The 12,427-nt window shown below is 68.4% G+C and carries 12 protein-coding genes; 5 read left to right on the top strand and 7 right to left on the bottom strand.

Going from position 1 to position 12,427, the window contains the following annotated elements:
- Positions 1–4 precede the first annotated feature (4 nt).
- The 3 genes from SCNU_RS07695 to SCNU_RS07685 form a co-directional block, all read right to left on the bottom strand.
- Positions 5–910, bottom strand: coding sequence for a PE-PPE domain-containing protein (locus tag SCNU_RS07695; RefSeq protein WP_009678793.1), 906 nt, complete (start codon positions 908–910; stop codon positions 5–7).
- Between the two features lie 79 nt (positions 911–989).
- Positions 990–1,808: an Fpg/Nei family DNA glycosylase gene (locus SCNU_RS07690; protein WP_040517969.1), complete on the bottom strand. Its 819-nt coding sequence runs from the start codon at positions 1,806–1,808 to the stop codon at positions 990–992.
- 6 nt (positions 1,809–1,814) lie between these two features.
- The gene (locus SCNU_RS07685) at positions 1,815–2,291 is read right to left on the bottom strand and encodes a ribose-5-phosphate isomerase (RefSeq protein ID WP_009678791.1); all 477 of its coding nucleotides are present in this window, start codon (positions 2,289–2,291) and stop codon (positions 1,815–1,817) included.
- Between the two features lie 31 nt (positions 2,292–2,322).
- Here SCNU_RS07685 and SCNU_RS07680 point away from each other — a divergent pair, with 31 nt between their 5' ends.
- Positions 2,323–3,342, top strand: coding sequence for a M48 family metallopeptidase (locus SCNU_RS07680; protein ID WP_009678790.1), 1,020 nt, complete (start codon positions 2,323–2,325; stop codon positions 3,340–3,342).
- An 18-nt stretch (positions 3,343–3,360) separates the two neighbouring features.
- Here SCNU_RS07680 and SCNU_RS07675 read toward each other — a convergent pair whose 3' ends face one another.
- Positions 3,361–3,999 (bottom strand): mycothiol-dependent nitroreductase Rv2466c family protein, encoded by a 639-nt coding sequence (locus SCNU_RS07675; protein ID WP_009678789.1) that lies wholly within the window; start codon positions 3,997–3,999, stop codon positions 3,361–3,363.
- 73 nt (positions 4,000–4,072) lie between these two features.
- Here SCNU_RS07675 and pepN point away from each other — a divergent pair, with 73 nt between their 5' ends.
- Positions 4,073–6,655 (top strand): aminopeptidase N, encoded by a 2,583-nt coding sequence (pepN, locus tag SCNU_RS07670; RefSeq protein ID WP_009678788.1) that lies wholly within the window; start codon positions 4,073–4,075, stop codon positions 6,653–6,655.
- A gap of 21 nt (positions 6,656–6,676) precedes the next feature.
- Positions 6,677–8,269: a fatty-acid--CoA ligase FadD1 gene (gene fadD1, locus SCNU_RS07665; protein ID WP_009678787.1), complete on the top strand. Its 1,593-nt coding sequence runs from the start codon at positions 6,677–6,679 to the stop codon at positions 8,267–8,269.
- Between the two features lie 93 nt (positions 8,270–8,362).
- Here the strand turns inward: fadD1 and SCNU_RS07660 are convergent, their stop codons facing one another.
- The 3 genes from SCNU_RS07660 to ctaJ form a co-directional block, all read right to left on the bottom strand.
- Positions 8,363–9,304, bottom strand: a complete 942-nt coding sequence (locus SCNU_RS07660) for a hypothetical protein (RefSeq protein WP_040517966.1) — start codon at positions 9,302–9,304, stop codon at positions 8,363–8,365.
- Between the two features lie 210 nt (positions 9,305–9,514).
- Positions 9,515–9,982 carry a DUF5130 domain-containing protein gene (locus SCNU_RS07655; RefSeq protein WP_009678785.1) on the bottom strand — a complete coding sequence of 156 codons (468 nt, stop codon included), beginning with the start codon at positions 9,980–9,982 and terminating at the stop codon, positions 9,515–9,517.
- A gap of 1 nt (position 9,983) precedes the next feature.
- Entirely contained in the window at positions 9,984–10,232 is a 249-nt protein-coding gene (ctaJ, locus tag SCNU_RS07650) for an aa3-type cytochrome oxidase subunit CtaJ (RefSeq protein ID WP_139025891.1), read from the bottom strand.
- A gap of 106 nt (positions 10,233–10,338) precedes the next feature.
- Between ctaJ and SCNU_RS07645 the strand changes: the two genes are divergently transcribed.
- Entirely contained in the window at positions 10,339–10,731 is a 393-nt protein-coding gene (locus SCNU_RS07645) for a globin (protein ID WP_009678783.1), read from the top strand.
- A 57-nt stretch (positions 10,732–10,788) separates the two neighbouring features.
- On the top strand, positions 10,789–12,426 hold the full coding sequence (locus SCNU_RS07640; protein ID WP_040517964.1) for a glycoside hydrolase family 13 protein: 1,638 nt from the start codon (positions 10,789–10,791) through the stop codon (positions 12,424–12,426).
- Position 12,427: the final 1 nt, after the last annotated feature.

Genomic DNA, 12,427 nt, shown 5'->3' with positions numbered 1-12,427 from the left:
GAGCTCAGCAGCCGGTCGACTCGCAGGAATGGCTCAGTTCGCCCATCGTCGCCTGAAGTTGCAGCCAGTGCGCGAGCGTCTCGCAGCCGGTGCTGTCCGGATCGGTCAGCGGTGCACGCCGGTACGGCTCAGTCGCATAGGACACGTGCCTGCCGCCCAGCGGATTCGGCACCCGCCACCGCCCCACCTCGACCGATGCGGGAAGATAGCCGCGCACCTCGCGGACCGCGGTGCGCAGCCGCCCGACGTCGCGTCGCCATTGAGCAGGCGTGAACCGCGTGGCGTCGGCGTTCTGCATCTGTCGGCTCATCACTCGGGCGACGGCGTCAGCGATCCAGCGGCGGGTGTCTGCCAGCGAGAGCGAGTCGGTGAGATCGGCGATGTCGCGGATCAGCGAGTCGTCGCTGGCGTTGCAGATCATGTCCGACGACGCGCCGACCCAGTACGCGGGCAGACCATCCGGCAGGTCGGCGCCGGGACCGGCCACTCCCCAACCGCTGCATCCGTCGACCGCTCCGCGGGGCTGGTTCGGGTCGGCGACGAAACCGACGGCGACGATTCGATTCAGCAACCGGAAGCTCGCGGGATGGGCCAGCAGCGTCCGGATCACCGCCGCGCCCTGCGAGTAGCCGATCAGCATGACCGGCAGATCGGATTCGGCGATCGCCGACGACAGATTGACGACTCCGGCCGAGACGCTGCGGACATAGCTGACACCGTGATGGGTCGGCGCCGGACCATAACTCGCGGGATAGCCCACCCACCGAGCGTCGAATCGCTCGTCGAGACGGTCGGTGACCGCGCGGAGCAGACCGGTGACCTCGGTCCGCGCGTCCCCGTCGAACGACTCGCCGGTGCCACCGACGACCAGCACGCGGAACTTCTGCGTCGCACTCATGTCTTCGAGCATGCGCAACGAATCTGGGAGCCGCACGATGCGCGTCTGATGAATCCCTGAGGACTCCCTGCGAGACCGGGACCAAGGACCCTCACGGCTGGCAGGACGGACACCAGAAGAGATTGCGGCCCTCCATCTCCTCCCACGCGATCGGGGCTCCGCACAGTCGGCAGGGATCGCCTGCGCGCCGGTAGACGTAGGTGCGCGGGCGGTCGGAGGCGTACGCGGGGGCACCGTTGTCGTCCTCCGGGCGCACCACGTGGATGTGTCCGCGACGCACACCGATCGGCATCAGGTGCAGCAGATCGGCCCACATCTCGTCGAACTCGTCCCGCGTGACGGCGCTGCCCGGCCGGTGCGGTTCCACGCCGGCGCGGAACAGCACCTCGGCCCGATAGATGTTGCCGACCCCGGCGATCACCTTCTGATCCATCAGCAGCGAGCCGATGGGGCGCCGCGACCTGCTGATCGCCTTCCACGCGACCTCGGGATCCGCGTCGTCGCGGAGCGGATCCGGTCCGAGCCTCGCGACCAGCCGTTCGAGATCGTCGCGCGTGTACAGCTCGCACGCATTCGGCCCGCGCAGGTCGACGCCCAGATCGGTCCCGATCAACCGCATGCGGACCTGGCCCGTGGGTTCGGGCATCGGCAGCGACTCCTCGCGGAAGGTGCCGTAGATACCGAGGTGGATGTGCACGATTCGACGCGTCGCCGCACTCCCGCGGCGACCGTCGTCGTAGCGGTGGATCAGGTGCTTGCCCCAGGCCTCGGCGCGACGGAACACCATGCCGTCGAGCAGGGCCGCCTCGTGTGCGAAGCGGCCCTGAGGACTGGAGACGGAGAGTCGCTGCCCACCGAGAAGGCGTTGCTGCCGCCGCGCGAGCCGGTGCAGCGCATGCCCTTCCGGCACCGGAGGCTACTGCGCGTCGGGCAGCGCGGGTGCCTCGCCGGTGCGCTCGTACTCGGCGAGGATGTCGATGCGGCGCTGGTGACGCGCCTCGTCCGACCAGGCGGTGGAGATGAAGGCGTCGACGATGGCGAGCGCCTCCTCCTTGGAGTGCATGCGGCCGCCGATGCCGATCAGCTGCGCGTTGTTGTGCTGGCGCGCGAGCTGTGCGGTCTCGACGCTCCAGGCGAGGGCGCACCGAGCACCCGGAACCTTGTTCGCGGCGATCTGCTCGCCGTTGCCGCTGCCGCCGAGCACGATGCCGAGGCTCCCGGGATCGGCGACCGTGCGCTGCGCCGCCGCGATGCAGAACGCCGGGTAGTCGTCGAGCGCGTCGTACTCGTGTGCGCCGCAGTCGACGACCTCGTGGCCGCCCGCCGTGAGATGTTCCGAGATCTGGTTCTTGAGTTCGAAGCCCGCGTGGTCTGCACCGAGATAAATCCGCATGGCGTCAGTCTAGAGGGGCACCAGTAGATTGGTGGACGTGGATACCCACGGGCCCATTCCCTCAGTCCCCGGCGTCGACGATCCGCGAATCGTCGAGCCGCCCGCCGACATTCCCGGACCCGGTGCGCTCTGGCGACCGCCCGCCGCCTACGCGGGCGCACCGCGACGCCATCCGTGGGAGATCCCGGTGCTGGTGTTCGGTGTGCTGCTCGCCGTGGTGGGCTACGCCGTCGTGGTGCTGTTGGTGACGCTGGCAGGCGTGTCGCAGTGGCTGCTCGTCGCACTGGCGCTGCCGCTGCTGGTGTTCTTCGGTCGCGGTCTCACCTACGCGAACATGCGGGTCAACGCCATACAGCTGAGTCCGACGCAGTTCCCGGACGGTTACCGCATGCTGGTGGAGGCGGCCGCCAGATACGGCATGGAGTACGTGCCCGACGGCTACGTGATGAACGGCAACGGCACGATCAACGCCTTCGCGTCCGGCCACGGCTTCCGCCGGTATGTCGTGGTGTACTCCGACCTGTTCGAAGTCGGCGGTCGCGCGCGGAGCCCCGAGGCACTGGAGTTCGTGATCGGCCACGAGGTCGGACACATCGCCGCCGGTCACGTCTCCTACTGGCGACAATTGTTCAGCAGTCTGATCATGGGCGTCCCGCTCCTCGGCTCGCTGCTGTCGCGGTCGCAGGAGTACACGGCGGACAACTACGGCTACTACACCCGGCCCGACGGTGCGCATCCGATGATCGGCCTGCTGTCCGGCGGCAAGTACCTGTTGAGTGCGGTGGACTTCGACCAGTTCGCGGACCGCGCCGTGCACGAGCGGGGCTTCTTCGTCACCCTTGCGAACGCGATGTCGTCGCACCCGGTGCTCACCTGGCGTGCGGCCGCGCTGCGCGACCGCACGCGAGCGGGCGCCATCCTGTTGCGACCGCGCCGGTTCGTCCGGGGGTCGGGCAGCGGCAACGTGACACCGGTGCCGCCGCCCGCGCCGCCCGCCGCCATCGCGCCGGGCACCCTGCCGAACCAGCTGGAGCAGACCCGCCTCTACTGAGGTGGTGCCCGCTTCGGCTCAGTCGAAGGCCGGGTCTTCGTTCCGGGTCCGCTTCAGCTCGAAGAAGTGCGGGTACGACGCGAGCGCGACGGTGCCGTCCCATACACGGCCGGCGTCCTCGCCGCGCGGGATGCGCGAGAGGACCGGGCCGAAGAACGCGACGCCGTTGACGTGGATCGTCGGGGTGCCGACGTCGTCGCCGACCTTGTCCATGCCTGCGTGATGGCTCACACGGATCGCGCCGTCGAACTCGGTCGACTCGGCGGCTGCGGCCAGATCGGTTTCGAGCCCGGCCGCCTCCAGCGCCGCCGGGATCACCACGGCGAAGTCCTTGTTCCCCTCGTTGTGGAACCGGGTGCCGAGTTCGGTGTACAGCTTCGGCAGCACCTCGTCGCCGTGACGGGCGGCGGCCGCGGCGAGCACGCGGACCGGGGCCCACGCGGTGGACAGGAACTCGCGGTAGCCCTCGGGGACGTCCTTGTTCTCGTTCAGGACCGCGAGACTCATGATGTGGAAGTTCACGTCGATCGGCCGGACCTGCTCGGCTTCGAGGATCCAGCGCGAGGTGATCCAGCACCACGGGCACAGCGGGTCGAACCAGAAGTCGACGCGATCGATGGAGTCGCCTGATGCGTTCGGCGCAATGTTGTCAGCCATGACCCCATTCAACCACCGCGGCCGCGTAGCGACCCGGCGGCGCAACGACAACCGCGCCACTAGTGTTGACACGGTGAGCGCACCAAATCTGACACGTGACCAGGCGCGGCAGCGCGCCGCCATCCTCTCCGTCGACAACTACCGGATCGACCTCGATCTCACCGACGGCTCGGGGGCTCCGGGCACCGAGCGATTCGGGTCGACGACCGTCGTCACCTTCTCGGCGACCGAGGGCGCGACGACGTTCATCGACCTCGTCGCTCCGAACCTCGTCTCCGCGACCCTCAACGGCGTCGCCCTCGACGTCAACGACTTCGACGAGTCGGTGGGCCTGCGGCTCCCCGCCCTCGCCGAGCAGAACACACTCGAAGTGGTCGCGGAGTGCGCGTACTCGAACACCGGCGAGGGGCTGCACCGATTCGCCGACCCCGCCGACGGCAACGTCTACCTGTACTCGCAGTTCGAGACCGCCGATGCCAAGCGGATGTTCGCCTGCTTCGATCAGCCCGATCTGAAGGCGACCTACTCGGTCACCGTGACCGCGCCCGCCGACTGGAAGGTGATCTCCAACGGCACGCCCGACGGCGATCCGGCAGTGGTGGACGGCGGCGCCGCCGTCCACCGGTTCACGACCACCGAACGCTTCAGCACCTATCTCGTCGCCCTGATCGCCGGGCCGTACGCGGTGTGGACCGACACCTACTCCGACGAGCACGGCGACATTCCGCTCGGCCTCTACTGCAGGGCGTCGCTCGCCGAGCACATGGACGCCGACCGCCTGTTCGCCGAGACCAAGCAGGGCTTCTCGTTCTACCACCGGACCTTCGGCGTGCCGTACGCGTTCGGCAAGTACGACCAATTGTTCGTGCCCGAGTTCAACGCGGGCGCGATGGAGAACGCCGGTGCGGTGACCTTCCTCGAGGACTACGTCTTCCGGTCGCGCGTGACCCGCTATCTCTACGAGCGCCGCGCCGAGACCGTCCTGCACGAGATGGCGCACATGTGGTTCGGCGACCTCGTCACGATGCAGTGGTGGGACGACCTCTGGCTCAACGAGTCGTTCGCGACTTTCGCGTCCGTCCTGTCGCAGGTCGAGGCGACCGAGTACACGAACGCCTGGACCACCTTCGCGAACGTCGAGAAGTCCTGGGCCTACCGTCAGGACCAGCTGCCGTCGACGCACCCGATCGCCGCGGACATCCCCGACATCGCGGCGGTCGAGGTCAATTTCGACGGCATCACCTACGCCAAGGGCGCTTCGGTGCTCAAGCAGTTGGTCGCCTACGTCGGCCTCGATCCGTTCCTCACCGGTCTGCGCGAGTACTTCGCCGAGCATCGCTTCGGCAACGCCACCTTCGCCGACCTGCTCGGGGCCCTCGAGCGGGCCTCGGGCCGCGATCTGTCGGACTGGGGCGCGCAGTGGCTCAAGACCACCGGCATCAATGTGATGCGGCCCGAGTTCACCGTCGGTGAGGACGGCGCATTCACGTCCTTCGCCGTGATCCAGGAAGGCGCCGCACCGGGTGCCGGCGAGACCCGAGTCCACCGCATGCGGATCGGCGTCTACGCCGATGCCGGCGGCAAGCTCGTGCGGGATCACGTCGTCGAACTGGACGTCGAAGGCGCCCGCACCGAGGTGCCCGATCTGATCGGCGTCGATCGCGGCGACCTCGTGCTGCTCAACGACGACGACCTCACCTACGCCTCGGTCCGTCTGGACCCGGAATCGCTGGCGACGGCGACCGCACGTCTCGGGGACATCGCCGACCCGATGCCGCGGACCCTGATCTGGTCGGCGGCCTGGGAGATGACCCGGCAGGCGGAGATGAGCGCCCGGGACTTCGTCGCATTGGTGAACGACGGCATCGCGGCGGAGAGCGAAGTGGGCGTGGTGCAGCGCGTCCTGCTCCAGGCGGTCACCGCACTCGAGGCCTACGCGGATCCGGCGTGGGCGTCGGCCACCGGGTGGCCCGCCTTCAGCTCTCGTCTGCTGGAGCTGGCGCGCGCCGCCGAGTCCGGCTCCGATCACCAGCTGGCCTTCGTCAGCGCCCTGCTCGCCGGTGTCACCGGCGACGACCAGCAGCCGCTGCTCCGCTCGCTTCTCGACGGCGCCGACCCCGCGGAGCACGGGCTCGGCGGCCTCGTCGTCGACGCGGAGCTCCGCTGGAAGCTGGTGAAGGCACTCGCGACCCACGGCACGATCGGCGCCGACGTCATCGACGCCGAAGCCCAGCGCGACAACACCGCGGCGGGCGCCCGGCATGCCGAGGCGGCCCGCGCCGCGCGCCCGACGGCCGAGGCGAAGGCGACCGGCTGGGCGCGGGCGTTCGACGACGACAGCATCGCGAACGTCACCGTGCGGTCGATCGTCGAAGGACTGGTCCGACCGGGCCACGGGGCGTTGCTCGCCGACTACACGCAGCGCTACTTCGACGAGGTCGCGGACCTGTGGGAGCGCCGGACCAGTGAGGTGGCGCAGACGGTCGTGATCGGGCTCTACCCGTCGTGGGACGTCAGCGCAGAGGCTCTCGCGAAGGCCGACGCCTTCCTGGCCGGAGACCGTCCGGCCGCACTCGCGCGTCTGGTCGGCGAAGGGCGGGACTCGGCTGCCCGCGCTCTGCGTGCCCGAGTTCTCGATAGCTCCTCGCCCGACTGATACGTGTGTCACACTGCGCGAATGGAAACGGTTCAATCACTGCTTCAATCACGCGCAGAATCCCCCGGTGTCGCCGTCCGACACCGCGACACCGGGGGCCGGCTCGTCGATTGGTCGTGGCCCGAGTACGTCGGCCGCGCGACGGCGCACGCCTCCGCGGTCATCGCCGAACTCGACCCCGACCGTCCACCGCACGTCGCCGTCCTCTGCGACAACTCGCCGGAGATGCTCGTGGCTCTCGCTGCGGCCGGCCTGGGCGGATACGTCCTCGTCGGGGTCAACAACACCCGGCGCGGCGAGGCGCTCGCCGGTGACGTCGCGCGGTCGGACGTACAGCTCCTTCTCGTCGACGCCGCCAACCGGCACCTGATCGACGACGTCGACCTGCCGGATGTCACGGTGATCGAACTGGGCACGCCGGAATGGACGGGGAAGATCGCCGCCGCGAGTCCCCTCGTCCCGGTTCGGACGGTCGACATCCAGGACCCGTTCATGATGATCTTCACCTCGGGCACCAGCGGCGATCCCAAGGCCGTCCTCGTCTCCCATCTGATGGTCGTCTTCGCGGGCCAGAACCTGGTCGAGCGATTCGGCCTCACCCCGGCCGAGGTCTTCTACATGTCGATGCCGTTGTTCCACTCGAACGCGATCGCCGCCTGTTTCTCCCCCGCCCTGGTGACCGGCGGCACCATGGTTCCGGTGAAGTTCTCGGCGTCCCGGTTCGCCGACGACCTCCGTGCCTTCGGCATCACATACATGAACTACGTCGGGAAGCCGCTCGCGTACATTCTCGCGACCCCGGAACGGCCGGACGACGCAGACAACTCGCTCCGGATCTGTTTCGGCAACGAGGCCTCGGACCGCGACATCGACGAGTTCTCGCGCCGGTTCGACACAGTCGTCGTCGACGCCTTCGGTTCCACCGAGAACGCGGTCATCATCACCCGCGAGGCCGACACTCCGCGGGGATCCATCGGACGGGGTCTGCCCGGTGTCGCGGTGTACGACGCGGCCACCGGCGTCGAATGCGCCACCGCGGTCTTCGACGAGACCGGCGCCCTCGCCAACGCCGCCGAGGCGATCGGCGAGCTGGTGAACACCACCGGGCCGGGGTTCTTCACCGGCTACTACAACAATCCCGAGGCGGACGCCGAGCGCATGCGCGACGGCATGTTCTGGTCGGGCGACCTCGCCTACGTCGACGCCGACGGCTGGATCTACCTCGCCGGGCGCACCTCGGACTGGATGCGCGTCGACGGCGAGAACCTCGCGGCCGGGCCGATCGAGCGCATCTTGATCCGGTTGGACCAGATCAGCCGCGTCGCGGTGTACGGCGTTCCCGATCCGGACGCCGTCGGAGATCAGGTGATGGCGGCTGTCGTGCTCCGCGACGACGCGGAGCTCACGCCCACCGAGTTCGAGGAGTTCCTCGCCGCCCAGCCGGATCTGTCCCCGAAGGCGTGGCCCCGGTACGTCCGGATCGCGGCCGAGCTCCCGGCGACCGCGACGAACAAGATCGTCAAGCGAACGCTGGCCGCCGAAGCCACCCGAGTCGGCGACGATCTGCTGTGGGAGCGGGGAGATCGCGCCCGAACCTTCGCCCCCGCGAGCTGATCGGCTTGAGGCTGATCGGCTTCAGGCTGATCCGCGTAGTCCGACGAACGACGCGGTGTCCGGGACACCGCGGATTCGATCGGACTACGCGGATCACCAGTTGATTCCGAAGCGCGGCAGTCGTTCCGCCAGGTACGCGACGAGACGCCTTCGGCGCAGCACCTCCCAGGTCCAGCGGACCACACCGAGGTCCAGGTCACGCAGTCCGTCCTCGCGGACTTTCTCACGGAACACCGCGTCGGCCGGTTCCTCCCCCGGCCGCAGCGAACTCCTCCGGTACTTGCCGAACCCGTCGAACTCTCCGACGACCTGCCCGTCCCAGTCGTAGTCGCAGATCGCGAGCCGACCGCTGCCGAGACGATACTCCGTCTGCAGGGCCGGAATCGGCACCCCGCCCTCGATCATCTGTGCGCGCCCCCATGATTCGCCCGGGTTGTCGGAGCGGCCGTCGGCCAATGTCAGCGCATAGCGCGCCCGAGCAACGCCGCGCCGAGGTGCCGCCAGCCGCCGTTCCAGATCCTCCCGAGGTACACCGGCACGGAGCGCGCTGTCGAACACCGCCAGAATCTGCGAGAAGTCGGTGAGGCTGAGCGCGACGTCCACCGCGGTGCGAGCCGGGGAAGTGACTCGCAGGCCCGCCACCACGACGACGTCGTCCTCCTCGAGTCTGCCGGGATGGACCACACGATGGGCGAAGACGTTGCCGCCGCCCGCCCGGCCGTTGACGAGATGGACCGCCGTCGTGTCCGGTGCCAGCAACTCGAGACCGAGCACGGCCGCCGCCGACTGATGACTGAGCGCACGACCGTCGTCGGCCCGAACCAACTCCTTCGCCACCGCCGTCGATCGCAGTCGATAATGCTCACGGGAACTCTCACCAGGAGTGTCCCGGTGGGACTGACTCGGCGCATAGACGCCCCGTCCCACCACCGTGATCAGTCCGCCGCGAACGGCCTTCGCGATCTCCGCCTCGGTCGCCCCTGACGCGAGCGCGCGGTCGCGCCAGATCAGCCCATGCTCGTCGATTCCCCACATACCGATTGGACGCAGCGAATCCGGGATCGGTTCCAACCGTCATCCACAGGCCAGACATCCGCGTGATCCGGTGATCGACGCGGTGTCCCGGACACCGCGGATTCCGTCGGACTACGCCGATGCGTCGAGAAACAAATACGGATACAAATACGTCGGAAACGCGAAGAGGGCCCCACCGGCGTCCGGTGGGGCCCGCTTCGTCGAGTCAGCTCAGGGACGGTCGACGGCGGTGGCCATCACGCGCAGGGCGGAGACCAGTCCGTCGATCAGATCGCCGCGCTTGAACGACGACAGCGCCGCGGAGACACCGAGCTCGGCGACGCGGTCGTTGACGCGTCCGGCGACCTGCGCACCGGAGACGACGGCGACGTCCTTCGAGTTCGGGGAGACGGCGATGAGCGCGGCATGTGCCGGCTCCGGCGCCTGCGCCAGGATCTCGCGTGCACCGGCCACCACGTCGGAGCCGAGCTCACCGATGTACACCGAGAAGCGCACGAGGGCCACCTCGCTGGCCTGGCTCAGGGCGTCGTCGAGCATGATCAGGTCGTCGCGGCTGAACGGCGGCGTGTCGAAGCCGTCGCCGGGGAACAGAGCCGCCGAGATGCGGCCACTGCTGGTGACCACGGTGCCGACCGGCAGGCTGCTCGCCGGGGCGACGGCCGTGCTGTTCTGAGTCACTTCACCACTTGCCACTTGCCGAACCTCCCTCGACATCGCCCGGCTCGAAATGCCGGCTCAGCGCCATCGGCTCGATCTCGGTCGCACTGAACAGGGTGGGACCGTTCTCCCACGGCTGATCGAGCGTGTACTCGTTGATCTTCGGCCGCTTCATGCCAAACGAGAACGCCATCGAGACGACACAGAGCAGCACTGCGATCACACACAGCACCACAACGGTCATACCGACGGGGACTAGAAGAGAATCCACACCCCACCCTTTCGACTTGCGCTCGGAGCTAAGCGCGCAGACCTGCCGTGTGCAGATCGTCTGACTCAATTTATCGTCGTAGATGTCCCGGAGGCGATAGTGGACAATGGTGCTCGTGAGCACGTTCTACGAGGAAGTCGGCGGTCACGAGACCTTCCGTCGCATCACCGCGCGGTTCTACGAGGAAGTCGCGCGCGACGAGATCCTGCGACCGATGTACCCCGAGGAGGACCTCGGCCCCGCCGAGCGGCGTCTGCGCATGTTCCTGGAGCAGTACTGGGGCGGCCCGCACACCTACGGCGACGAGCGCGGCCATCCGCGATTGCGAATGCGTCACGTCCCCTACAAGATCGGACCGATCGAGCGAGACGCGTGGTTACGGTGCATGCACATCGCCATCGAATCGATCGAACCGGATGTTCTGGACGACGACCACCGCAGATCGCTGACCGACTACATGACGATGGCGGCCGACACGCTCGTCAACAGCCCGTTCTGAACCGGGCGGCAGGAACAAACGCGGTATCCGAGAACGACGGTGAGGGAACAGAAGACGGTGAGTGAGCAGAGCAGCAAGGCCAACGTCCCGGCGACCGACGCGGCGCAGTGGTGGCGATCCGCGGTCGTCTACCAGGTCTATCCGCGATCGTTCTCGGATCTGTCCGGCGACGGCGTCGGCGACCTCGCCGGACTGATCGACAAGCTCGGGTATCTGGAACTGCTGGGCGTCGACGCGATCTGGCTGTCGCCGATCATGCGCTCCCCGATGGCCGACCACGGATACGACGTGTCCGACCCGCGGGCGATCGATCCGCTGTTCGGTGATCTCGCGACCTTCGACGAACTGATCCGCCAGGCGCACGACCGCGACATCCGCGTCACGATGGACCTGGTGCCCAATCACACCAGCGACCAGCACCCCTGGTTCTCCAGCGCGCTCGGCGCCGCACCGGGCAGCCCGGAGCGCGATCGATACATCTTCGCCGACGGTCGCGGGGACGACGGCTCTGCGCCGCCGAACAACTGGACCAGTGTCTTCGGCGGCCCCGCGTGGACGCGGATCAACGACGCGGACGGCGAGCCGGGTCAGTGGTATCTGCATCTGTTCGCACCGGAGCAGCCCGATCTCAACTGGGACAACCCGGAGGTTCTGGCCGATCTGCAGACCACCATGCGGTTCTGGCTCGACCGCGGCGTCGACGGCTTCCGGATCGACGTCGCCCATGGCATGGCCAAGCCTCCGGGTCTGCCGGACCTGGAGCATCCGGCGGAGGTGCTGCACCACACCGACGACGATCCGCGCTTCAACAACGACGGCGTGCACGACATCCACCGGGCGATCCGGTCGGTGATGGACGAGTACCCGGGCACCTTCAACGTCGGCGAGATCTGGGTGGAGTCGAGCCAGGCGTTCGCCAAGTACGTCCGTCCGGACGAACTGCATCTGGGCTTCAACTTCCGACTCGCGACCGTCGACTTCGACGCCGACCAGATCCGCGAGGCGATCACCGAGTCGCTCGCCGCCACCGAGTCGGTCGGTGCGGTACCCACGTGGACGCTGTCGAATCACGATGTGCCACGAGAGGTCACGCGGTACATGCCGACCGGCGACGACGCCGAGGGCCTGTCCGACGACGAGCTGCTGGCCATCGGCACGGCTCGCGCACGGGCGATGATCATGGTCGAACTCGCACTGCCGGGCACCGCGTTCATCTACAACGGTTCCGAACTCGGGCTGCCGAACGTCGACCTCCCCGACGACGCGCTCGTCGACCCGGTGTGGGAGAACTCCGGGCACACCGACCGCGGCCGCGACGGGTGCCGCGTGCCGCTTCCGTGGGAGGGCACCGAGCCGCCGTTCGGCTTCAGCACCGAGACCGACACGTGGCTGCCGATCCCGGCCGAGTGGTCGTCGCTGACCGTGGAGTCCCAGCTCGAGGACATCTACTCGATGCTCTCGCTGTACCGGCAGGCGATCGAGCTGCGGTACGCGCGGCTGGAGTTCTCCGGCGACACCGTCGAGTGGTACGGGGCGCCGGAGGGCTGCATCGCGTTCCGCCGGCCCGGTGGACTGATCTGCGCGCTCAACGCCTCCCCGCACCCGGTTCCGCTGCCCCCGGGCCGGATCCTGCTGGTGAGCACGCCGCTGGAGGCCGGGCTGCTGGTTCCCGGCGCGACCGCCTGGCTGGTGTAGG

The organism is Gordonia neofelifaecis NRRL B-59395, assembly GCF_000192435.1.
Taxonomy (GTDB): domain Bacteria; phylum Actinomycetota; class Actinomycetes; order Mycobacteriales; family Mycobacteriaceae; genus Gordonia; species Gordonia neofelifaecis.
Note: the sequence above shows the minus strand (reverse complement) of the source record. Positions and strands in the feature narration are given on the sequence as shown.

Excerpts from the sequence above, each read along its gene's own strand:
- SCNU_RS07695 (WP_009678793.1), bottom strand. The coding sequence starts at position 910 with ATGCTCGAAGACATGAGTGCGACGCAGAAGTTCCGCGTGCTGGTCGTC.
- SCNU_RS07685 (WP_009678791.1), bottom strand. The coding sequence starts at position 2,291 with ATGCGGATTTATCTCGGTGCAGACCACGCGGGCTTCGAACTCAAGAAC.
- SCNU_RS07660 (WP_040517966.1), bottom strand. The coding sequence starts at position 9,304 with ATGTGGGGAATCGACGAGCATGGGCTGATCTGGCGCGACCGCGCGCTC.
- fadD1 (WP_009678787.1), top strand. The coding sequence starts at position 6,677 with ATGGAAACGGTTCAATCACTGCTTCAATCACGCGCAGAATCCCCCGGT.
- SCNU_RS07645 (WP_009678783.1), top strand. The coding sequence starts at position 10,339 with ATGGTGCTCGTGAGCACGTTCTACGAGGAAGTCGGCGGTCACGAGACC.
- SCNU_RS07675 (WP_009678789.1), bottom strand. The coding sequence starts at position 3,999 with ATGGCTGACAACATTGCGCCGAACGCATCAGGCGACTCCATCGATCGC.